The organism is Weizmannia sp. FSL K6-0777 (genome assembly GCF_038593185.1).
GTDB lineage: Bacteria > Bacillota > Bacilli > Bacillales > Bacillaceae_C > Weizmannia > Weizmannia faecalis.
Genome location: NZ_CP151971.1, coordinates 852,957 through 875,253 on the forward strand (window position 1 = coordinate 852,957; position 22,297 = coordinate 875,253).

The window sequence follows — 22,297 nt, forward strand, 5'->3', positions numbered from 1 at the left end:
GAGGACAAGTCTTGAAACCCGCCGGACAGTCAATCACTTTGGAGGATTTTACCTCTTGGGACAAGTCCAAAAACCCGCCGGACAGCCAATCCGCGATTGAATAAGCGAAAAGGCGGTTGCACTCCATTATCCATACGGTCCTTTGCCTGCCATTTTCCCAAATCCGTTAGAACCGGGCTGCCCCCATTTTCCCACCCCCGCGATTAAAACAAAGGAGTGATCAGTTTGCCTTCTGTTTTCTCCGAACAGCTTCAACGCCACCTCGCCGGACGGATCCTGTTCGAACCGGAAATCCCTTTTTCACCGGAACTGCTTGATCAGCACTTTAAACAAGGCTGGATCCGCGCTGAGCCGGCGATACAGGGCGAATTCCCGCACTGTGTCTGCTTGCGCTGCGGCAACCGCGCGCCGCATCTTTTTGCCGAATTCCCTTGCGCCCACTGCGGGAAAACGAGCATTTATTGCCGGAACTGCCTGATGATGGGGCGGGTCACCGCATGCAAGCCGCTTATCACATGGGCAGGCCCTGCGCCCGCATTCCACTCGCCCAGGCACCCGCTCCATTGGGATGGCACCCTTTCTGAAGGGCAGCAGGCTGCATCCGAAGCGGTTAAAGCAGCCATTCTTCAAAAAAACGAGCTCTTGATTTGGGCTGTTTGCGGATCAGGGAAGACAGAGATCGTTTTCAAAGGGATTGAAGCGGCGCTTGCAAACGGCGAACGCGTCTGCATCGCAACCCCCAGAACAGATGTCGTCCTTGAACTTGCCCCCCGCTTCCGCCGCGTTTTCCCGGATATTCCGATTGCCGCGCTCTACGGCGGCAGCCCTGACCGCCATAAATGGGCGCAGCTCGTCATCTCCACTACCCACCAGCTGTACCGCTTTGCATCCGCCTTTGATGTCGTGATTGTAGATGAAGTGGACGCTTTTCCGTATACTTTCGATGAAACGCTGCAGTGCGCCGTTCAAAAAGCGGCAAAAGACCGCTGCGCCCGCATTTATCTTACCGCAACACCAAGTGAAACATGGCAGCTTGAATGCAAGACAGGTAAGCGCCCGTTTGTCACGATCCCGGCCCGCTATCACCGCAAGCCCCTCCCTGTTCCTGTATTCAAATGGGCAGGCAACTGGCGAAAAAAGTTTGAGAAAGGCAAGCTCCCGGTTCCGGTTGAAGCATGGGTAAAAAAGAGGCTTGAATCCGGAAAACAGGCGCTTCTTTTTCTCCCGAACATCCGCCTCATGAAAAAAGCAGAGCCGGTTTTTAAACAGCTGCATCCAGCGATTGAATCGGTGCACGCAGAAGACCCGGATCGGAAAGAAAAAGTGGAAAGGATGCGCGCCGGCAAAACGCCGCTTTTGCTAACAACGACCATTCTTGAACGCGGCGTCACGTTTCCGAATATTGATGTCTGTGTCGTCGGGGCGGAAGATGCTATCTTTACGGAAGCTGCCCTCGTCCAGATCGCGGGCCGAGCCGGAAGAAGCGCCGATTTCCCAAGTGGGGACGTGACGTTTTTCCATTACGGAAAATCAAATGCGATGGTGAAAGCACAGCGCCATATTCTCTCCATGAATGAAGAAGCGGGAAAGCGGGGGTTGCTCGATGCATGAATATTGCCTGTTCTGCCATCAGCCGCTTACCCATAAACTGTCCTGGCGCACGCTGATTTTTCCGCAGCCCGGACCACTTCTTTGCGAAGATTGCCGCGCGCAGCTTGAAAAAATTACACCGCCTGTCTGCCCGAAATGTTCCCGACCCCTGGCCAAGTTGGATGCTTCTTATGTGGAGGGAGCTCTGTGTCTTGACTGTGCCAGATGGGAACAAGACCCGGAATGGGCGGGCGTGCTGGATGAAAACATTTCGCTTTATACGTACAACGATTTTTGTAAAGAAATTTTTACCCGTTTCAAATTTCGCGGGGATTATGCGCTTGCCGCCATTTTTGCGGATGGCATCAAAGAGGTGCTTAAGTCCCGCACATTTGACTGCATCGTGCCGGTCCCACTCAGCCCGGAGCGCCTTTCCGAACGGCTTTTTAACCAGGCGGAGGCGCTCGCCCGTGCTGCCGGGCTCGAAACGGCAAACATTCTTCACCGCGTCCACGCTGAAAAGCAATCGAAAAAAACACGGGCTGACCGCATTCATCAAGCCCAAACTTTTTATATGGAAAAAGAAGTTTCAATCGAAGGCCGTTCCGTTTTACTGGTGGATGATATCTACACGACGGGTTCAACCGTCCGCCATGCAGCAAAAGTGTTGCGTGAAGCGGGCGCCCGAAAAATTGTATCGTTAACTGTGGCGAGAAGTTAAACACAACGAAATTTCTGCCGATATAGAAGATAGAAGACAAATGTGCCGGAAAAGGAGGCGGGCCGAATGGCGGAGTTGGCAAACTGCCCGAATTGCGGTAAATTATATGTCAAAAATTCCGTCCGCGATGTGTGTGAAGACTGTTATCGCGAGGAAGAAGCTGCATTTGAACGGGTTTTTCAATTCTTGCGGAAACGCGAAAACCGTGCGGCAACAATCGAGACAATTGTTGAAAAAAACAATGTCCCGGAAAAACTGGTTTTCAAATGGGTGCGGAGCGGCCGGCTTTTGATTGCGCATTTTCCGAATCTGGCATATCCTTGCGACCGTTGCGGAAAATTAATCCAGTCCGGAAAGTTATGCGAAGAATGTGCAAAAACGATTGCAAAAGATCTTGAACGTTTTGAAAAAGAAAAGAAACGGCAGGAAGAAATAAGGAAAAAGACTTATCACATCAAGTAAACATTGCGCAGCTTTATCCGATATAATAAACATAATGGAACGGATACTGTTTGAAAAAGGGGTGAGCCGAATGAAAATCAATCCGGTCAATACTTCAGGGATCAATCCGTATCAGCAGCAAGCCAGGCGGGATGTGCAGCAAACCGCCTCCAGCACCCGGAAAACGGATAAAGTGGAAATTTCTTCAGAAGCGAAACAGTTGCAAAAAACGTCCCAGTTTGAGCAGGAACGGAGCCGGAAAATTGAGGCTTTAAAACAACAGGTACAGCACGGAACCTATCAGCCGGATGCGGAAAAAACCGCTGAAGGCATTTTGAAATATTTTACAGGCAAGTAAGGAGGGGCGTAAATGGCTGCGGAAAAATTGATCCGATGTCTTGAAAAATTGCAGAAGCTCCATGAAAGCCTGTTTATCCTTGCCACCGAAAAAACCGAAGCGGTGAAAAAGCAGGAGATAGAACGGCTGCAAAAAATTACGCAGGAAGAACAGGCCCATATCCGTGCAATCGGCGCACTTGAACAGGAACGGGAAACGCTGGCAAAGACGCTTACCGGCGGCAATGGGACGCTGTCGGACTGCATCGCGGCCGTATCGGGGGAAGCACGGTCCCAGCTCGAAACATTGAGGGACAGCCTGATTGGCATCACAAAGAAGCTGAAACAGCAAAATGAGCTGAACCAGATGCTCCTTTATCATTCCCTTCAATTTACCCAATTCATGCTGGATCTGATTTATCCGAAAAATGAACCCACCACATACGGGCCGCCGTCCGGGCAAAAAGCGGCGGCCGCCATGCCGCGGTTCGACTCAAAAGCCTGAAAGAATACGGAGGAGAAGCAAGGTGTCCACTTTCTTTGGATTAGAAACAGCAAAACGGGCTTTGACGGCCCAACAGAATGCCCTGTACACCGTCGGGCAGAACGTGGCCAATGCCAATACCGATGGCTACACAAGGCAGCGGGTAAACTTGCAGGCGTCAGATCCGTACCCCGCTGCTTCGATGAACCGCCCGGCCATCGCCGGACAGCTCGGGACAGGGGTGGAAGCGGGCGAAGTGCAGCGGATCCGCGACAAGTATCTCGATGTCCAATACCGGGAAAACAACAGTGCAGCGGGTTACTGGTCAGCCAAATCTGGTGCATTAAGCAAAATGGAAGCCGTCATGGATGAAACGGGAACGAAAAGCAGTTTGTCCAACACAATGGAAGCGTTCTGGGAATCCCTTCAGGACTTAAGCACGAATCCAGAAGACGTATCTGCTCGCTCGGTTGTTTTGGAACGCGGGCAGACGCTGACGGATACATTCCACTATTTAAACAGCACGCTTTCCCAGTACAAAACGGATGTCGGCAGCGAAATCAGCGTATCGGTCAACGATATCAATTCCACTTTAAAGCAAATCAGTGACTTAAATAAACAGATCGCTGAACTTGAGCCGAACGGTTATTTGCCAAACGACTTGTATGACAAAAGGGACAGCCTTGTCGATAAGTTGTCCAGTTATTTGAACGTCACCGTCGAAGTACAAAAAAGCGGGGGAAATCCAAAAGCAAACGCGGACGGCATTTACAACATTAAAATGACCGCTGCGGATGGCACAAGCGTATACCTTGTCCAAGGTTCAAATTACAATGCAGTTGAAGTACAAGGGGGAACCGACAGCAACGGCGACGGTATCCTCGACGGCCCACCGGCAAACGGGGAAATGACCGGCATCACAATCGGCGGGAAAAATTTTGCTGTCGCGGATACAACCGGCAAGGTCACGTTCCCGCAAGGCAAACTGTTGGGACTGATTGACAGCTACGGTTATCAGTATGCCGGCGCAAACGGCACAGTGGAAGCAGGGGCTTATCCGAGTTTGCTCGACAGCCTGGACAAACTCGCCTACACATTCGGAAACGTATTAAATGCTGTCCACGAAAAAGGGACAGACCTTAAAGGGAATGCCGGGACTGCCTTTTTTACGTTCGGTACCTTAACGGACTACAAAGGGGCCGCGGGTCAAATTGCCGTCAACAGCAGCCTTACATACGACAAAATCGCCGCCTCTTCAAATGGCGATTCCGGCGACGGGCTGAATGCCATTAATCTTGCAAATGTGGTTACCTTTGATTTAAGCAGCCAATCCGTGCAGCTTGAAGGGATCAGTGGCAGGCTTAACATTGCGGCACTCGGTCTGCCGCTTGCATCCGGCACCATCACCAGCAATTACGAAGGCCTCATTGGAAAGCTCGGGGTTGATGCCGAACAGGCAGGCAATATGCAGACAAATACCGCTTCCCTTTTGGATTCGGTGGATATGAACCGGAAGTCCGTCAGCTCGGTATCGGTTGATGAGGAATTAACCAATATGATCAAATACCAACAAGCCTATAATGCTGCAGCAAGGATGATTACTATGACAGACGAAATGCTCGATAAAATCATCAACGGCATGGGTGTTGTAGGCAGATAGGCAGGTGAAAAACGATGCGTGTAACCCAATCGATGCTCGCCAATAATTTCTTAAACAATTTAAACACAAGCTATAGTAAACTCGCGAAATACCAGGAACAGCTGTCTTCCGGCAAAAAGATCAACAAACTTTCGGATGACCCGCTGTCCGCGATGAAAGGCATTTCCTACCGGAGAACCGTCGCCCAGGTGAAGCAATACGAAGACAACTTCGCGGAAGCCAGCACTTGGATTGAATCGACAAATGACGCTCTTGATGAAGCCAATCAGGTGTTGCAGCGGATCCGGGAACTGACAGTGGAAGGGGCAACGGACACGAAGACTCCGACTGACAGGCAGTCGATCGCCGATGAAGTGGAACAACTTCGCGATCAGCTTGTCAATATTGCCAATACGAAAGTCAATGACAAATATATTTTTAACGGCACCCGGACGACGGAGAAGCCGATCAGTGGCGATATCAGCACGTTTGACGGCTCAACCAGCCTCGGCATGAACACCAATCCGGTAAAAATCGAACTGTCAAATGGCATTTATCTGCAAGTCAATGCGAACGGAGCAAATGCTTTTTCTGATGATCTGTTTAAAGACCTGAACCATTTAATCAGCGATTTAAAATCCGGCACATCGGCAAGCGGCTTTGACAGCTATTTGGGCAAAATTGACGGCCATATTGACAATGTGCTGAGCGAACTGTCGCAGGCCGGGGCGCGGAGCAACCGCCTTGATTTGATGAAAGACCGCGTCACCCAGCAGGAAACAACGGCAACGAAGATCATGGCCGGAAACGAAGATGTGGATATCGATAAGGCGTACACGGACTTTTCCGTTGCATCCGGCGCCTATATTGCTGCGTTAAAAGTCGGCGCACAAGTGATCCAGCCGACATTGCTCGACTTTTTGAAATAATACGGGGACACCACCCTGCTTTGCCAGGTGGTGCCGTTTTTTTATCTGAATGTTTTTGAACCGGGCGGGGCAGGAGCGGAACGCCGGTTAGCAGCAGAAACATGCATGCCCCCCCAAAGGTTTAGAAAACGCAAAAGAATATGCCCATCGAAAGGAGAGAAGGCGGTTTTCCCCGGCAGCAAAAGTCGGGGACCCCTCACTAAACATGATGAAGCTTCAAACAAAATACCACGGTGAAGTGGAAATAGAGGATGCAGCTATATGGCATTTTGAAGGCGGGATTCCGGGATTTCCGGATGAGAAATCCTTTGTTTTGCTGCCGCTTTTGGACGACGGCATTTACATGGTCCTCCAGTCAACGGCGTCACCCTATGTCGCTTTTGTCGTCACAAGCCCGTTTTTGTTTTTCCGAGATTATGAATTTAACATTGATGATGCCACGCTTGAACAGCTGTCGATTGAAAAAGAGGAAGATGTGCGGGTTTATGCCATTTTGACGGTCCGTGATCCGTTTTCGGAAACAACAGCCAATTTGCAGGCCCCGCTCATTATGAACGAAAAGAATCATAAGGCGAAACAACTGATTTTAAACGACCGGCATTACCACACAAGGCACCCGCTCTTTGCGGACGGGCCGGACAAGGAAAAGGGGTGAGAAGATGCTGATTTTATCGCGGAAAAAAGGCGAGTCGATCCAAATCGGCGATGACATTGAAATCACTATCGCCGCGATCCATGGCGACCAGGTCAAAATCGGCATCAACGCCCCAAAACATGTTGAAATTCACCGGAAAGAAGTGTACTTGGACATACAGGAAGAAAACGCGAACGCCGCAAAAAATATCGAAGGCCTGCTCCACCTGCTTGCCCAATCCAAGAAAGACAGTGGGAGCGAGAAGAAGAATGATGGATAAAAAAATTCAAAACCAGCTCGTTCAAATCGGCCTTTCAACAGAAAAGGTAAAGAAAATTATCCTTTTCGGCTCGAGAGCGGTCGGAGATAACACAGACCGGTCTGATATTGATTTAGCCATTGTGGCGCCGGAAATGTCAAAAGAAGAATGGGTATTGTTTGCTTTGGACTTGGAAGACGAGCTGGATACTTTACTTTCCTTAGACATCATTAAGTTTGAAGATGCCTCTCAACAATTGAAAAGTGAAATCTTAAAAAATGGCAAGCTTTTGTATCAGGATGACGATATCCCGAATGAGATGGAAAAAGACAATTTTATAGAAAGTCCATAAACTTCATCACATCATTCCATTTTTTACAGACATCTCAAAAAAGGACTGACACCACTTTTAAATTCTTAACGCGGTGCCAGTCCTTTTTCACTTGGTGTTTGATCCCGGGATCGATTTATAATACAGTTATGATAGAGGTGACGACTTTGAAACATAATCGTACGGATGAACAAATATTATTGCAAGCATTAGAAACCATTCATGATGAGACGGAAAAAATGAGGGAGAAGGAAGCAAAAAAAATTTGGTCTGAGATTTCCCTTCCTTTCTCATTGCATGCCGGGCTTTTGCGATATACAAAAGATGAGTTACACGAAATCAGAAAACGGTTGAACATCCGCAATGCAAGCAGCTTAAAAAAAGCGGATTTAACGGCTGTACTAGAAGAACATATTCCGATACTCATGAAAATCATTCTCTGCCAATTAGATGAGCATTTATTTCGCTTGATTCAAAACATGATCCACAATGGGGGCTTTATATTTGCTCCTGCCATGGAAACCTATCAAATCAAGTTTTTACAATCACTTGGGTTTATCTTCACGGGGACGTACAAGGGAGAAAAAGTACTCGCTCTGCCGGCAGATTTAATCGAGCCGCTGTCTTCACTAGAAGGTGACATGAAAGTGAGATCCATTCTAAAAAGGAACACCGAATGGATTCGCCTCACACAAGGCATGCTGTATTATTATGGTGTGTTGAATTCCCAAACCATGCTGGAAAAAATCGAACAATATACAAAAAAGCCGGTTCGTCCAATCGAGTTTTTCAACGTGATGAGGCAGGCTGACGATTTTTATAAAGTGGTTTGCTTGGAATATCAGGGCCTGATACATCAACGTGTATTTGATCCTTTTAAAATTAAAGAAGAGCAGGACAGCAGAAAAGACCTGGATTACTATCCTTTTACGAAAGCACAGTTACTCCAAGCAGGCGCACCTGACTATGTTCCGGAAAATAAAATCACCAAATCATTCAGGCGCTTCCTTCTTGACAATTATCGGATTACCCGTAAAGAAACCGACCAAATCATCATGGAATGTATCTTTGCCATCAAAGTGGGCGAATCAACAAACAATCTTCTTGAATTCATGCAAACCCAGGTTGAAATCGCCGACTTCAAAACTGCAGAAGCGATGATGAACATTTTAATTCAATTAAATAATCATACAAGACAATGGATTTTAAAGGGCTATATGCCAAGCGAAATATTTAAGGAGGAAAAAGAGGCGCTGCATCCCCTCCCGTTGAAAAAAGAAAACAACAAACCTGTAACAACCAGAAAAATCGGCCGAAACGATCCATGTCCCTGTGGCAGTGGGAAGAAATATAAGAAGTGCTGTGGGAGGTAGGGTATAACCAGTAACAGGCACCAAAACAGTAAAAGAAATTTTGCTGTTTTGGTGCCTGTTACTGCAAACACCGGATAACCACAATACATCAGCTCTCCCCCCAGTCCCCCCACACCACCTCCACAGGAAAGAAAAGAAAAAAATTCAGCAAAACTATTAAATCAAAAGTCCTGCTATCCGATATATAAAGTGAGCGGGGGAACAGGGCGGCCGACCTCGAACCCCGTTGATAAATTTCGCCCACAAGGATGTGGGTGCACAACATTCAAGGAGGAAAAACAGATGATTATCAATCACAACATTGCAGCGTTAAACACGTTGAACCACTTAAATGCTGCGACAAACGCACAATCGAAAGCAATGCAAAAACTGTCTTCGGGGCTTCGTATCAACGGTGCTGCTGATGATGCAGCAGGCCTTGCCATTTCCGAAAAAATGCGTTCGCAAATTCGTGGCCTCGACCAGGCAACAAAAAATTCGCAGGATGCCACTTCCTTGCTCCAAACGGCTGAAGGCGCACTGAATGAAACGCATGATATTTTACAACGTATGCGGGAATTAGCGGTACAATCATCTAACGATACAAATACGGATGATGACCGGCAAAACATTCAAAGTGAAATGTCACAGTTGGAAAGCGAAATTGACCGGATTGGCAATACAACCCAGTTTAACACAAAAAATCTGTTAGACGGTTCAATGGGTAAAGCTGTTACGACTGCTGTGGCAAATGAAAATACAAGCGGCATTTTTAAGGATAAAGGAAATGGGAATGCGGCTGCAACAACAGATACTTTGCTTACCGATCTTACAGATAAGGACGGCAATTCACTAGGCATTACGGCTGGGGACAAAGTCACTGTCACTTATGTCAAAAATGGAACGACAACAACAAATAGTGTAACTGTGGCAGCTGATACTAAATTATCGGATATTGGAACGAATTTAGGGGGAACACTTACTGCTAACACAGACGGCTCTCTGAAATTAGCAGCTGCTGCAGCAGGAACGGCTGATGCGATTGAAGGCATCACGATTACCGTCCAAGACCAAAATGGGAATGTCAGAACAGCTGCAACCAACGCCCTTTCTTCTTTTAAAGAAACGCAAGCAGCAGCAGATGTCCGTTCCGACGGTTCTGCAACTTTCTTAATTGGGGCAAACGGAGGACAAAATTTACAAGTAGACATCAATGATATGCGTGCCCAAGCCTTAGGTGTCAGCGGATTGCAAGTGTCGACGCAGACACAGGCAAATGCAGCGATTAAAGTCATTGACAATGCTATTCAAAAAGTATCGGCTGAAAGAGGCAAACTTGGTGCTTTTGAAAACCGTTTAGACCATACAGTTAACAACCTGACAACTTCGTCAGAAAACCTGACTTCTGCTGAATCGCGTATTCGTGACGTTGACATGGCGAAAGAAATGTCTGAACAAACAAAGCAATCGATCCTTGCCCAGGCTGCTCAAGCTATGCTGGCTCAAGCCAATCAACAACCACAGCAAGTATTGCAATTGTTGCGTTAATTTTATATTTCACAAAGGAGGCCTTTTCCGGGGTCTCCTTTATATTTTTGTGTATATTTGATTCCCTTCATGATACTTCTTGATAAGCGTATGGCGTTTTTCCGGCATCTGCTGGATTGAAGTGAAAAAACCTGTTTACACCGGTAAAGATCTCACGTATAAAAGATAAGTACAGTCCAGAAGAAAAAATAGAAATAAGAGGAAAGCATTGGGGCAAATATGCTTTCCTTTTTTTAATGGCTACGGGAAAAAGACACTTTGCCATTTGCTAAAATAACGAATGGAAATCACCCCAAATCGTTAAACCATGAACACAATCGGGGTAAGAAGTATTTGCCAATTCTTTCTATTGACGGCTGAAGGAGAGTTTTTTATGAAGGAATTCCAGCAAGGTTAAAGGAATAAGTACATATAGCATGGTTATAAAAAGGGGGTAATTATTTTGAATATTGTTGATCTTGTTCAATCGCAGGTCATTGCTTCAGTGAAGAAAGAAGAAGATATTGAAAAAGCAGCTTTGAGCCGTGCTAATATTGTATTTCTCTTAACAGGGGATTTGCTGAATACGTCAGATTATCTCGAACAGTTAAGAAAGGCCGGAAAGCATATTTTTATACATATGGACTTTATTGAAGGGTTATCCAATGCAAGGAGTGCTGTCAAATTTGTCGCTCAAAAATGGAAGCCAACCGGAATTATCACCACCAAACATTCTTTAATTAAATATGCAAAAGATGAAAAACTAATGACCATTCAGCGCATCTTTCTCATTGATAAATCCGCTGTCCAGAAGGGAATTGACACGAGTAAAACCTGTAGTCCTGATGCCATTGAAGTACTTCCCGGTCTGATGCCAAACATTATCGACCAGCTGACAAGAAAGGTAAAATTTCCAATTATTGCCGGTGGTTTAATTGAATCAAAAGAGGATATTTTGCAAGGATTAGAGGCAGGTGCACTGGCGATTTCAACAGGGGATCCTTCACTTTGGAATTTTGATATTTAATTTGATAAAAAAGAAACGGCCTTTTGTGCCGTTTCTTTTTTTATCCGCTGATTTCCGACCGCTTGATTTCATTCATTTGAATGATTTCACTATAAATATAAGCAATGCTCGTTTTTTCTCTGACTTTTATTTTTAACTCAAGCTGGTATGCTGCATGTTCCAGATCTTTAATATGGGTTTGGATGATTTTCATATCTTGTTTTTCTAAGGAGCGAATGACTTTTTGGATATCACGGCTGTCCTGTAAGATAAGATTGAGAGAAATCTCTTTTGCGTACAGCTTTTCAAAACCAATTTTTTTCATCAATCCCGGAATGATCTCCACGCTAATGATGAGCAGTACGCCCCCTGCAATTGCTTCCATATAAAAGCCTGAACCGGTGGCAATTCCAATACCGGCTGCCCCCCAAACCATGGCAGCCGTTGTTAAACCGGAAATGGTATCATCTTCTTTCCGTAATATTACGCCCGCCCCAAGAAATCCGATTCCGGAAACAATCTGGGCAGCGAGCCTTAAAGGATCCATTTGAATACGGACAAAATCGGATTGCGGAAACGAATAAGCAGACTGGATGGAAACAATTGTCAATAAACAGCTGACAATTGAAATCACAAGACTTGTTTTTAATCCGAGTGGTTTTCTTTTTATTTCCCGTTCAAGCCCGATTGCCAATCCAAGTATGGAAGACATGACGAGTTTTAGGAGCATTTCGCTGTCAAACTGAAAAAATTCAATCATGCAAAGCACCTCGTCTTTCTGCTTTACAGTCCGTAATCTCGGACATTTGCATAATTTCTTTTACACTTTCAAGAATGTACTCCGGTTGTATCCCTGTTGTTTTGATCGTTTGTTGCGTGCTGATCCCTGTTAAAACCAAAATGGTATGTAAGCCATACACATTTCCCATATGAATGTCAGTTTCGAGGCGGTCACCGACAATATAGCATTGTTCCGGCTTCAGCTTTAATATATGGTTGACAATAAGATCTGTAGCAAACCTCGAGGGCTTTCCCATAATATGGTCAATCTTGATGCCGCTCACGCCTTCAAATGCTCCAATTAATGCACCACAATCCGGAACCGGTCCTTCTGCAGTAGGGCATGTACGGTCAGGATTGGTGGCAATGATCAAAGCATGATTGTTTCGCCATGCCATATATGCCTGCTTCAGTTTTTCATAAGTAAACTGGCGATCCCACCCCAGCACAATATAGTTTGCGAGATTAGCATCTTCTGTAATTAAAATTCCTTCTTTTTCTAATTCATCATACAAAGCTTTTTCTCCGATCACATAGGCAAGCTCTGATGGATTCATTTTTTGCTTTAAAAATCTTGCAGTCACATAGTTTGAATTGATAATGTCTTCAAGTGAGGTACGGATCCCCAAATGGTTCAATTTTTTTACGTAATCAGTTCTGGTGGCAATAGATTTATTGGTAAAAAAAACAACATGGTGTCCCCGATTCTGCAAGAAGTCAATCGTTTCCGCACTCCCTTTTATTAATTGATTGTCGAGATAAATGGTTCCGTCCAAATCAAAAATAAATCCCTTTTTCAATTGCTTTCCCTCCCAGTAAAAGAAAAATCCCCCAGTTTAATAAACCTTGAAAAAGGTTTACTACCAGCTGGGGGTTTCTAAAGTCTCTGCCCGTGTTATTTTTGCTTTTCTCTAAACTTTGCCATATTATCTGCTATATTTTTTAGAGTATATTGATAAGGATTAATTTCGAATACAACCGGCCCTGTAAACTGATACTTTGTCAAAATATCAATCAGTTTTTCTGTATAATGGTTCCCTTCCCCCGGCAGCAAATGCAAATCCGCTTTTCCGTCATTTTCTGATACATGTATCTCTCCCAACAATTCACCAAGCTGTTTTACAGTCTCTTCCAGTTCATTTCCCATGATCGCCAGGTGTCCCGTGTCCAGGCATGCCTTCAAATTACAGGCTTGAAGCAGGCCGGTCCATTCTTCTAAGCTAGAAGCAACATGGTGGCAGTAATTTAACCGGTCAGGGATTAGATTTTCAAGCAACAACACGATCCCCCGCTTTTGTGCCGCTTCATTTAATTTCATGAGCCGGCTTTGAACACGACACAGCGTTTCATCACGTTCTTCAGAGGACCAGGCATAGCCACCGTGCAAAACGGCATGGCTGCCTCCGTATCCCGCTAAAATATCCATCCATTCATTTAATACATGAAACGCCCTTTCATAGATAATCGTGTCCGGCGTGGCAATGTTCAAATCATGGAATGGAAGATGAATGCTCGTTCTTAAGCCAGTTTGCCGGGCATATTCAAAGGTTTCTTTTGCCCGTAAATGCTCTGCCCAAATTTCAACGCCGTCAAAGCCGGCCTTTTGAAGTATTTTAAAATCATCCAGCGTGCTCTCCTGCCCGATTGACCATATACTAAGCCAAGTTTCCATTTTTACCTCCTGCTTCAGCATTTTTTTCATCAAATTCCTGATTAATAAGTTCGAGGTTTTTCCCTTTTGTTTCCGGTGCTAAAATAGCCGAGATAAGAAGTCCCAGCAATCCGGCGGCGGCAAAAAACCAGAGGGCTTTGCTGTTACCCCATGCCACAACAAGGTTTGGGAATACCAAAATGCCCATGATTGAACCAATCCGGCTGACGGCAGTTGCCAATCCGGAAGCGCTTGCACGAATGCCGGTTGGAAATAACTCAGTTGGATATACAAAATTAAGAATGCCGCCACCCATGTTGGCAAATAGTACGGCAAAACTGAATAAGATGACAAGAAAAGCCATTGTCGGAGAAGGGTTCAGTGCTAAAATGATTAATGCAATGGATAAGCCGGTAAAAGAAGTAATGATCAACGGCCTTCTGCCAATTCTTTCAACCAAATTCATCCCGATAATTGCTCCGATTAAGCCCAACAAACTAACCGTTCCGGAACCAATATATACCATCATTTGCGATCCGTGAGTAAATGGTTTTAGAATGGTCGGTGTATACATGGAAATTCCGTAATAGGCAACGGCATAGCAAAACCAGAATCCGCAAACAAAGAAAGTGCGACGGAAAAGTCCTTTCGTGAAAAGGCTGCTAATCTTTTGTTTTGGCTTCATATTTGGCTGAATTTTGACTTTCTGTCCGGTAATTTTCAGCATAATTTCTTCTGCTTCTTTTTCACGCCCCCTTGCAGTAAGCCATCGTGGTGATTCCGGAAGCGTTACACGGAAAAAGAAGACAATGAGAGCAAAAATGGCGCCAGTAAGTAACATGTAACGCCACGCATTTTCGCCGAGCGGGACAAGCAGTATGCCAACCAGATAGGCAACAACCGCTCCGACAAACCACATGGCGCCGAGTGATGTACTGTGCCTTCCCCGGCTTTGCGTCGCACTGAATTCGGATACAAGCGTAGCGGAAATCGGATAGTCTGCCCCGATCCCTATGCCAAGTAAAAATCTGAAGAGGGCCAGTTGCCAAGGTGCCAGGGCAAACGCCGTAAGTGTCGCAAAAACGACAAATGCCAACAAATCAACCACGTACATGGCTTTCCGTCCATACTTATCTGTTAAATTCCCCAGCCAGATTGCTCCGATAAAAGAGCCAATGACAGCTGAGGAAGTAATCAGTCCCTGCATGCCCGGCCCGAATTCCCAGTGATCAAGGATCAGCGGCATGGCAACAGCAATTACCGTTAAATCAAAGCCATCCAAAAAAGTACCGCCGGCAGACAAAAGTGTGACTTTCCTTTGGAAGCGCTTTAACTGTGGCGAGTCTAAATGCTCAAAACTCATTTTTCTCTCCCTTTCTTTTCCGTATAATCCTGCCGAAAAATAAAAGCCATAGCCAAAAAAACATTTGTCATGTTTTTGGCTATGGCTTCTCATCGTCTCCAGCCATAGAGATTATACGTTTTTTGTTGTTAAATTATTTATACAAGATTTAGGCTAGGCTGTCAATACAAAAAACAAAATTTTTTATCAGTTCAGATTTTACTCCTCCTTCTTTTCCTTCCTGTCCATTGTCCCGTCCGTCAGTGTTTTGTCAGCCAGCTTCTTCGTTTTCTTCTTTTCATTTTCTTCTTCGTTCTTCAACTGTTTATCGGACATGGTTTCACTTCCTTTTTGTCGTTAGTATACCCCGAGGATCGGAAGCTGAAACATCCGCCGGTTTTGTTTAAACGGTTGGGCAAAGGGTATGCAGACAAAAAAGCGAATGGAGTTGGAAGGATGGAGAATGACAGAAAACAGGGCAATCATTTAAGCCGGTCGCTGAAAAACCGGCATATTCAGTTTTTGGCATTAGGGGGCGTCATCGGCGTCGGTCTGTTTTACGGCGCTTCGCAGGCAGTGAAAATGGCGGGACCGGGCGTTTTGGCGGCGTATATTGCGGCCGGCCTGGTTGTCGCCATTGTCATGCGGGCGCTCGGGGAAATGACGGTTGAAAAACCGGTGGCCGGATCATTCAGCAAGTATGCGCATGATTTGTTCGGCGAGCGGATGGGCTTTGTTTCAGGCGGCATGTGGTGGTTTTTATGGGTGGCGACTGTGATGTCGGAGCTTGCCGCGATCGGAAAGCTGGTCCAGTTCTGGTTTCCGCATTTTCCGGCCTGGATTCCAGGATTTTTGGCACTCATTTTATTCACAGTTTCTAATTTAGGGCTTGCTGAATAAACAAAAATTCCAGATTTGACAAGGATTTTGGCCACTTTTGTCGAATATAAAGTGTAAGGATTTTATAGGAAACGTGTAAAAAACCTTGCACTTGGAGGCCGTTACGATGTACAAAAAGACTGAACATCAATTAACTTTTGTAGAAGATTTTTTTCTACCATTCGGTGGAAAATTAAATAAAGAAAATCGCTGGGTCCGTCTTGCTGAATTAATCCCTTGGTGGAAGGCTGAAGAAAAGTATGCCAAGTCCTTCAAGAAAAAGTTCAAAGGTGAAAAGGCTTATTCTGTCAGAGTTGCTCTTGGGGCTCTCTATATCAAAGAACGGCTTGGGCTATCTGACCGGGAAACAGTCGAACAGATCACGGAAAACCCGTATCTTCAGTATTTTATCGGGTTGCCTGAATTCCAGGAAAAAGCCCCATTCGATCATTCTCTGATGACTCGTTTTAGAAAACGTTTGGGTGCAAACATCATCAATGAACTGAATGAATGGATTGTTCTGGAAGAACAAGAACGCCAATCGGAAGAAGCATCTAAGGAAAATGACAACGATGATGATCACCATGATGATGACGATCATAGTAGTGGTGATCATCAACCTTCCGGTCCTGCTTCGGAAGAGAATTCAACTGGATCGGCTTCTCCTAAAACGAAGAACAAAGGAAAGCTCATTCTGGACGCAACCTGTGCACCGGCTGATATTGCTTACCCTACTGATCTGGGGCTTTTGAACGAAGCCCGTGAGAAACTGGAACATATCATTGATGTACTGCATGAACCGCACAAAGGAAAATTACCAAAGCCACGGACCTACAGAAAAAGAGCCCGCAGGGACTATCTTTCTGTCGCTAAGCAACGCAAAGCTGGAGCCCGGAAAATCCGGAAAGCTGTCGGCAAACAACTTGGATATGTGAAACGGAATCTGGAGATCATTGGAAATCTCATTTCCCAAAGCTCCCTGTCTCTTTTGAGCAAAGATGAATACCGACAACTCCTCGTGATTCATGAACTTTACCGCCAACAGGCAGAAATGTACAAAAAGAAAACACATCGGATTGACCACCGGATTGTGAGCATTTCCCAGCCGCATGTCCGTCCAATTGTGCGTGGCAAGGCAAAAGCGAACGTGGAATTCGGCTCAAAAGTCGCCCTTAGCGTTGTAGATGGCTATGCCTTGATTGAGCAACTCGACTGGGAAAATTACAATGAAGGGATCACCCTTAGAGAATCTATTGAGAACTACTACAACCGGTTCGGATTTTATCCAGAAGCGATTTTAGCAGATAAAATCTACCGAAACCGTGACAACCTAGCATACTGTAAATCTCTTGGCATTCGTCTGAGTGGGCCAAGGTTGGGACGCCCATCCAAAACGGAAGACAAAACCTTAGAACGCGTGGCAAGGCAGGATGCCTCCGAACGTAATGCCGTTGAAAGCAAATTTGGCGAAGGCAAGCGCAAGTATGGGCTAGGCCTTATTCGAGCACGCCTTCAGGAGACCAGTGAAACAGTAGTAGCCCTTCAATTCCTTATAATGAATCTGGAGCGGAAGCTCAGGGTTCTTTTTTTGAAATTTTTGTACAACACTATTTTATATTTTAATAACCGTAATTTGGCTTGTATCTGACAGAATCTGATTCGTTCAGCAAGCCCTAATTTACTGGCTGTAAAAATTTTTGGCGAGATTGAGTTTGTGTTTGCGATTTTAAAAGTCTTTGCGATTCTCGCCTTTATGGTTTTCGGCGCGCTGATGATTTTTACCGGTTTATTTAATGGTGGAAAAATCGTTGGCTTTTCGAATCTTTGGGCGCACGGCGGGTTTTTCCCGGCCGGGTGGTTCGGCGTTTTCCAGGCGGTTGCGATTGTGATTCAGGGATACGCCGGCATTGAAACGCTCGCCGTGGAAGCTGGAGAATCGGACAACCCGCGCCAGTCGATGCCGAAAGCATTCAGAAGTGTTACATACCGGATTTCCTTTTTCTATATCGGATCCATTTTGATCATGCTGTGCGCGTATCCGTGGACGCAACTGGCCGGGCATGACGGCAGCCCGTATGTTCTTCTTTTCTCGCAAGTTGGCATTCCGGTTGCGGCAACGCTGATGAACCTGATCATTATTTTCTCCGGGCTCTCATCATGCAATACCGGCGTTTACGGTGGCAGCCGGCAGCTTTACAGTATGGCGAATGAAGGATTGCTCCCGCGTTCCCTCAATAAACTCAACAAACAGCGAATTCCGTACGCCGGCGTGTTTGCAACTGCTGTGGCCATGTCGGTTGGAACCGTCATCACGTATCTTGCGCCGGATACTGTCTATGTTTGGATCACGAGTGCTTCCGCCTTTTCGGCTATTTTTATTTGGGCGCTGATCCTCGTGCTGGAGCTTGTGAACCGGGCCGCATCCAAAGACAAAGGCGCAAGTTTTCATTACAAAATGCCGTTCTGGCCGGTTTTGCCGATTGCCGGGCTGGTCATGCTTCTTTTAGCTTTTATTGCGATTGCCATTTCACCGTTAACCCGCATCTCCGTTTTCGCCGGTGTTCTCTGGCTCGTCTTTCTGCTTGTATACTACCAAATCGCAGTCGCCCCGAAAGTGCGCGCGAAGAACACGCCGCTCAGGGAAACGCCTGTAAAAGATTACTAAGCTCTGAAGTGAACTGCTCCGGATCGAACCGGAGCAGTTTTTCGTGTTTCGATATTTGGTCCTGGAAGATTGCGGCTGCTCTGCGTTTTTCCTGCCGCGAAATGCCCGGGTTCTTCGCAATGTTTGCGCGTTTTCCCTCTGCAAATTTTCGCTCTGGATGTGCTGCCATAGAATGCCAAAAAATCTTTTTCAGGATGTTCCTGCTTTGGGAAAAAACAGATTTTTCCTGTCACCTGGTGAAATGCCGGAGAAAAATGAACACAACAGATTCCGTTTTAAAAATGTTCACTTTTTGACATGCCGCCATTTTGCAGGAATTCCGAAAAAAATGTCGAAATGCTACAGGAAGAGCATTGCCTATATTGGGAGGGATTGCAATGAATCAGGAAGAATATGAAACAGTTTTATCCGTACACCGTGTGCCTGTCTCATCCTTACGTTCGGAATGCAACCCGGACGAGTTTCCGTTTGAAACGACAGATGAGTTGGAAACGCTGCCGAATGAAATGATCGGGCAACAGCGGGCGGAACAGGCGATGGATTTCGGTTTGTCTGTCGAGCAGTCCGGTTACAATTTATTCGTCGTCGGGCCGTCCGGGACGGGGAGAATGACGTATACGCAACACAGTGTCGAAAAGCTCGCATCCGAACAGCCTGTGCCGGATGACTGGTGTTATGTCAACAATTTTGAAAATCCGGACCGGCCGCTTGTCATCAATTTGCCGGCTGGAAGCGGTCTCCGTTTTCAACGCAAGATGGAAACCCTTTTGATTGATATTGAACGGGAACTCCGCGCCACTTTTTCAAATGAAGAAACGGAAAAGAAGAAGCGGAATATCATTGACGCGTCGCAAAGCCAGGTTGAGGCACTTTGGAAAGAAACGGAAACGTTCGCGTCCGGGCTGAATTTTAAATTGGAACGGACCCCGGCCGGCATTCAAACCCTTCCGCTTTTTTTCGGCCGGCCGATGGAAAAAGAAGAATACGAACGGCTTTCCGATGCTAACAAAGAAAAATTGAAAGAACGGGAAAAACAGCTTGAGGAAAAAATCAATGAAACGGTGTACCAGATCCGGAAAATTGAAGAACAGCTCCGGAAAAATCTCGATCGTTTTCATAAAGAGACGGCTGCTTTTACAATTGAAGGCCTGTTCCAGCCGCTAAAAGAAGCTTACCGTGATTTTCCAAAAGTTCTCCGCTATCTTGAAGAATACAACCATGATGTTGTCGAGCATTTTTCGCTGTTTTTAACCGACCAGGAAGAAGGAAATGCCGTCGTTCAGGCGTTAACCGGCAGCAAAGAACAGCAGCTCCAACGCTATGCCGTCAATCTCCTTGTCAGCCATAAAAACGGACAGGGTGCGCCTGTCATCTATGAAACGAACCCGACGTACCAAAACTTATTCGGAAAAATCGAGTACCGCGGCGCGTTCGGCAGCTGGACAACCAATTTTACGCTCGTCAAACCGGGCGCAATCCATCTGGCAAACGGGGGCTATTTGATTTTGCAGGCTGCTGAACTGCTTTCACAGCCGTATGCATGGACCCTTTTAAAACGCGCGCTACAAACGGGGAAAATCCAGATTGAAGACCCGTTTGCCGAAAGGGGCGCTTTCCCGACGAGCGGCCTTAAGCCTGAGCCCGTCCCGCTCAATATCAAAGTGATCATCATCGGGTCTTACTATTTATACGATTTGTTATCAAGGGTGGATGAAGATTTCCATAAGCTGTTTAAAGTGAAAGTCGAGTTTGACACGGTGATGAAGCGGGATGCGGAAAACCGCAGGAAAATGGCTTATTTTATCAAAAGCTATGCGGATCGGAAAAATCTTCTCCCGTTCCACCGGCGTGCTGTTGCGAAAATCATTGACCACAGTGCGCGCCTTGCCGAGGAACAGGAAAAGCTGACAGCGCGTTTCCAGGACCTGACAAAAATCCTCGTCGAATCGGGTTACTGGGCGAAAAAAGAAGGGAGCCCCTTTGTAGACAGCCATCATATCCGCAAAGCGTTGGAAGAGCAGGCAAACCGGACGAACCATATTTCCGAGCAATACCGTGAAATGATCCATAACGGGACGATTATGGTGGATACGGACGGTGAACGGGTGGGCCAAATTAACGGCCTGGCTGTGATGGGGACAAGGGATGCAACATTCGGCATTCCGACAAAAATTACGGCGCAAACGTTTGTCGGGAAAAGCGGCATTATGAACATTGAACGGGAAACCTCTTTAAGCGGACAGATTCATAACAAAGGGCTGCTCATTTTAACCGGATTTTTATCCGGCATGTTTGCAAAAAACAAGCCGATCCCGCTTTCGGCAAGCATCACATTTGAACAGACGTATTCGCTTATTGATGGGGACAGCGCTTCCAGTACCGAATTGTATGTGCTTCTTTCATCGCTTGCCGGAGTACCGATCAAACAGGGCATTGCCGTTACCGGTTCAGTGAACCAGTGGGGCGAGATTCAACCGATCGGCGGTGTAAATGAAAAAATAGAAGGCTTTTTCGCCATTTGCAAAGATCGCGGGCTGACAGGGCGCCAGGGCGTCATTATTCCGCAGCAAAATATTTGCAATTTGATGCTGCATGATGAAGTCGTGGATGCCGTAAAAACCGGCCAATTCCACATATGGGCTGTTCGCCATATTTCGGAAGGGATTGAAATTTTAACCGGCGAAAGCGCGGGAGCAGAACGCACTTCAGGAGACCGCTTCCCGGACGGCACCATTTTTGCAAAAGTGGAAGCCCGTTTTCAAAAAATGTATGAATCTGTAAAAGAAACGAAACAATAATGTAATCTGGCGGGCAAAGAGAGCCCGCCTTTATTATAATTTTTCGGCAAGAACTAGTCTGAAAGTATCATTTCCGTTTTACGCTCTATAATGCTTCCTTCCTTTGCGGTTATAATAATAAAACAGGCAAATGTGAAAAATTTTCATCATCCCGTTTTTAATCGTTTCAAATCCGTATTGCATAAAGGGGGAAGGGGGGGGCGCTGCTGTGGCAATGCAAAAAAAGATACAGAGCGTGCAGCCCGGCATCTGCATAGTCGTGTAGAAAGGATTTGAGTTTGAAATTGAGCAAAACATCAAGTGAAGATTTAAAAAAAATTCCGTTGAGTGAGAATCAAATCAGAGGAATTCTCCACTCTTTCATGCATTCGTTTGAATCGATTGAAGTGCAGACAAGCAAAGACAGGCACCGGGAATTGACAATCGAGCAAGCAATCGATTTGCTTGTCCGCAATATGAGCAGGGAAAGTATACTCGATTTTATCCAACAGCTTAACATCATCCGCGAGCGCCGTTCGAGCGTGCTGGCTTATGTGAAATACATTTTAACCGCATTAGTCGCACGCCTCGAACAAAGCGGAAAAAGGGATATCAATCGTTATCATTGAATTGAGATGGATGCCTTTTCCCCGTCTCTGGTAACTGCTGTAACGTAACCGTTATCGTGGCAGGGAAGATCCATTTTTTGAATGTGCAAAGGAAGCTTTGAATGGAAAACATTTTTCCATTTCGGTTTATAATAAGGGAACGGTGTATAGGTTTTAAAACGAAGGAACCATTGCTGGATGGAAAGATGCGTTTGGTTCCGGATTCCGCAATCGCAGCAGCGTAGCCGTTATCGGTGGTGGGGGTTTTTTTAAAAGCGTGCGGGATATCCATTGTTGCCATTTCATGGGAAAGATTTTCATTCCGGTTTCCGTTCGTATTGCACGT

General features: G+C 46.0%; 22 protein-coding genes. 18 read left to right on the forward strand and 4 right to left on the reverse strand.

Annotated features, from left to right (window positions below):
- Positions 1–225 precede the first annotated feature (225 nt).
- The 13 genes from NST70_RS03815 (at position 226) to NST70_RS03875 (ending at position 11,270) form a co-directional block, all read left to right on the forward strand.
- Positions 226–1,611 carry a DEAD/DEAH box helicase gene (locus NST70_RS03815; protein ID WP_014095892.1) on the forward strand — a complete coding sequence of 462 codons (1,386 nt, stop codon included), beginning with the start codon at positions 226–228 and terminating at the stop codon, positions 1,609–1,611.
- Positions 1,604–2,311 (forward strand): ComF family protein, encoded by a 708-nt coding sequence (locus tag NST70_RS03820; RefSeq protein ID WP_014095891.1) that lies wholly within the window; start codon positions 1,604–1,606, stop codon positions 2,309–2,311. The genes NST70_RS03815 and NST70_RS03820 overlap by 8 nt, the downstream gene beginning before the upstream one ends.
- Positions 2,312–2,377: 66 nt before the next feature.
- The gene (locus NST70_RS03825; protein ID WP_013858610.1) at positions 2,378–2,773 is read left to right on the forward strand and encodes a TIGR03826 family flagellar region protein; all 396 of its coding nucleotides are present in this window, start codon (positions 2,378–2,380) and stop codon (positions 2,771–2,773) included.
- A gap of 70 nt (positions 2,774–2,843) precedes the next feature.
- Positions 2,844–3,110 (forward strand): flagellar biosynthesis anti-sigma factor FlgM, encoded by a 267-nt coding sequence (gene flgM / locus NST70_RS03830; RefSeq protein WP_014095890.1) that lies wholly within the window; start codon positions 2,844–2,846, stop codon positions 3,108–3,110.
- Between the two features lie 12 nt (positions 3,111–3,122).
- On the forward strand, positions 3,123–3,593 hold the full coding sequence (locus tag NST70_RS03835) for a flagellar protein FlgN (RefSeq protein WP_014095889.1): 471 nt from the start codon (positions 3,123–3,125) through the stop codon (positions 3,591–3,593).
- Positions 3,594–3,615: 22 nt separating this feature from the next.
- Positions 3,616–5,232 carry a flagellar hook-associated protein FlgK gene (flgK, locus tag NST70_RS03840; protein WP_017551636.1) on the forward strand — a complete coding sequence of 539 codons (1,617 nt, stop codon included), beginning with the start codon at positions 3,616–3,618 and terminating at the stop codon, positions 5,230–5,232.
- A 14-nt stretch (positions 5,233–5,246) separates the two neighbouring features.
- A complete protein-coding gene (gene flgL / locus NST70_RS03845; protein ID WP_013858614.1) occupies positions 5,247–6,140 on the forward strand; it encodes a flagellar hook-associated protein FlgL in 894 nt (297 codons plus the stop codon).
- A 205-nt stretch (positions 6,141–6,345) separates the two neighbouring features.
- Entirely contained in the window at positions 6,346–6,795 is a 450-nt protein-coding gene (fliW, locus tag NST70_RS03850) for a flagellar assembly protein FliW (protein ID WP_014095887.1), read from the forward strand.
- A 4-nt stretch (positions 6,796–6,799) separates the two neighbouring features.
- A complete protein-coding gene (csrA, locus tag NST70_RS03855; RefSeq protein ID WP_017551637.1) occupies positions 6,800–7,054 on the forward strand; it encodes a carbon storage regulator CsrA in 255 nt (84 codons plus the stop codon).
- The gene (locus NST70_RS03860) at positions 7,044–7,385 is read left to right on the forward strand and encodes a nucleotidyltransferase domain-containing protein (protein WP_017551638.1); all 342 of its coding nucleotides are present in this window, start codon (positions 7,044–7,046) and stop codon (positions 7,383–7,385) included. The genes csrA and NST70_RS03860 overlap by 11 nt, the downstream gene beginning before the upstream one ends.
- Positions 7,386–7,531: 146 nt before the next feature.
- Positions 7,532–8,737: an SEC-C metal-binding domain-containing protein gene (locus NST70_RS03865; protein ID WP_017551639.1), complete on the forward strand. Its 1,206-nt coding sequence runs from the start codon at positions 7,532–7,534 to the stop codon at positions 8,735–8,737.
- Positions 8,738–9,019: 282 nt separating this feature from the next.
- Positions 9,020–10,264, forward strand: coding sequence for a flagellin (locus tag NST70_RS03870; protein ID WP_017551640.1), 1,245 nt, complete (start codon positions 9,020–9,022; stop codon positions 10,262–10,264).
- Positions 10,265–10,706: 442 nt separating this feature from the next.
- Positions 10,707–11,270: a glycerol-3-phosphate responsive antiterminator gene (locus NST70_RS03875; protein WP_017551641.1), complete on the forward strand. Its 564-nt coding sequence runs from the start codon at positions 10,707–10,709 to the stop codon at positions 11,268–11,270.
- Between the two features lie 40 nt (positions 11,271–11,310).
- On the opposite strand, the gene NST70_RS03880 is transcribed toward NST70_RS03875, so the two are convergent.
- From NST70_RS03880 to NST70_RS03895, 4 genes are all read right to left on the reverse strand, one after another.
- On the reverse strand, positions 11,311–12,009 hold the full coding sequence (locus NST70_RS03880; protein ID WP_017551642.1) for an MgtC/SapB family protein: 699 nt from the start codon (positions 12,007–12,009) through the stop codon (positions 11,311–11,313).
- Complete coding sequence (locus NST70_RS03885) at positions 12,002–12,829, reverse strand: HAD-IIA family hydrolase (RefSeq protein ID WP_017551643.1); 828 nt, start codon at positions 12,827–12,829, stop codon at positions 12,002–12,004. Before NST70_RS03885 ends, NST70_RS03880 begins: the two co-directional genes overlap by 8 nt.
- A gap of 95 nt (positions 12,830–12,924) precedes the next feature.
- Entirely contained in the window at positions 12,925–13,701 is a 777-nt protein-coding gene (locus NST70_RS03890) for a sugar phosphate isomerase/epimerase family protein (RefSeq protein WP_017551644.1), read from the reverse strand.
- Positions 13,685–15,043, reverse strand: coding sequence for an MFS transporter (locus tag NST70_RS03895; RefSeq protein ID WP_110134285.1), 1,359 nt, complete (start codon positions 15,041–15,043; stop codon positions 13,685–13,687). Before NST70_RS03895 ends, NST70_RS03890 begins: the two co-directional genes overlap by 17 nt.
- 435 nt (positions 15,044–15,478) lie before the next feature.
- Between NST70_RS03895 and NST70_RS03900 the strand changes: the two genes are divergently transcribed.
- The 5 genes from NST70_RS03900 to NST70_RS03920 all read left to right on the forward strand — a co-directional run bounded on the left by NST70_RS03900 (position 15,479) and on the right by NST70_RS03920 (position 21,972).
- Positions 15,479–15,922: an amino acid permease gene (locus tag NST70_RS03900; RefSeq protein ID WP_342475789.1), complete on the forward strand. Its 444-nt coding sequence runs from the start codon at positions 15,479–15,481 to the stop codon at positions 15,920–15,922.
- Between the two features lie 106 nt (positions 15,923–16,028).
- Positions 16,029–17,549 carry an IS5-like element ISBco3 family transposase gene (locus tag NST70_RS03905; protein ID WP_342475790.1) on the forward strand — a complete coding sequence of 507 codons (1,521 nt, stop codon included), beginning with the start codon at positions 16,029–16,031 and terminating at the stop codon, positions 17,547–17,549.
- A 33-nt stretch (positions 17,550–17,582) separates the two neighbouring features.
- Positions 17,583–18,566: an amino acid permease gene (locus NST70_RS03910; RefSeq protein ID WP_342476186.1), complete on the forward strand. Its 984-nt coding sequence runs from the start codon at positions 17,583–17,585 to the stop codon at positions 18,564–18,566.
- Between the two features lie 377 nt (positions 18,567–18,943).
- Positions 18,944–21,364, forward strand: a complete 2,421-nt coding sequence (locus NST70_RS03915) for an ATP-binding protein (protein WP_035182240.1) — start codon at positions 18,944–18,946, stop codon at positions 21,362–21,364.
- 284 nt (positions 21,365–21,648) lie between these two features.
- Entirely contained in the window at positions 21,649–21,972 is a 324-nt protein-coding gene (locus NST70_RS03920; protein ID WP_225620970.1) for a hypothetical protein, read from the forward strand.
- Positions 21,973–22,297 lie beyond the last annotated feature (325 nt).

Coding starts and splice junctions, on each gene's coding strand:
- NST70_RS03820 (WP_014095891.1), top strand. CDS start 1,604: ATGCATGAATATTGCCTGTTCTGCCATCAGCCGCTTACCCATAAACTG.
- NST70_RS03825 (WP_013858610.1), top strand. CDS start 2,378: ATGGCGGAGTTGGCAAACTGCCCGAATTGCGGTAAATTATATGTCAAA.
- flgM (WP_014095890.1), top strand. CDS start 2,844: ATGAAAATCAATCCGGTCAATACTTCAGGGATCAATCCGTATCAGCAG.
- NST70_RS03835 (WP_014095889.1), top strand. CDS start 3,123: ATGGCTGCGGAAAAATTGATCCGATGTCTTGAAAAATTGCAGAAGCTC.
- flgL (WP_013858614.1), top strand. CDS start 5,247: ATGCGTGTAACCCAATCGATGCTCGCCAATAATTTCTTAAACAATTTA.
- fliW (WP_014095887.1), top strand. CDS start 6,346: ATGATGAAGCTTCAAACAAAATACCACGGTGAAGTGGAAATAGAGGAT.
- csrA (WP_017551637.1), top strand. CDS start 6,800: ATGCTGATTTTATCGCGGAAAAAAGGCGAGTCGATCCAAATCGGCGAT.
- NST70_RS03860 (WP_017551638.1), top strand. CDS start 7,044: ATGATGGATAAAAAAATTCAAAACCAGCTCGTTCAAATCGGCCTTTCA.
- NST70_RS03870 (WP_017551640.1), top strand. CDS start 9,020: ATGATTATCAATCACAACATTGCAGCGTTAAACACGTTGAACCACTTA.
- NST70_RS03880 (WP_017551642.1), bottom strand. CDS start 12,009: ATGATTGAATTTTTTCAGTTTGACAGCGAAATGCTCCTAAAACTCGTC.
- NST70_RS03890 (WP_017551644.1), bottom strand. CDS start 13,701: ATGGAAACTTGGCTTAGTATATGGTCAATCGGGCAGGAGAGCACGCTG.
- NST70_RS03895 (WP_110134285.1), bottom strand. CDS start 15,043: ATGAGTTTTGAGCATTTAGACTCGCCACAGTTAAAGCGCTTCCAAAGG.
- NST70_RS03900 (WP_342475789.1), top strand. CDS start 15,479: ATGGAGAATGACAGAAAACAGGGCAATCATTTAAGCCGGTCGCTGAAA.
- NST70_RS03905 (WP_342475790.1), top strand. CDS start 16,029: ATGTACAAAAAGACTGAACATCAATTAACTTTTGTAGAAGATTTTTTT.
- NST70_RS03915 (WP_035182240.1), top strand. CDS start 18,944: ATGAATCAGGAAGAATATGAAACAGTTTTATCCGTACACCGTGTGCCT.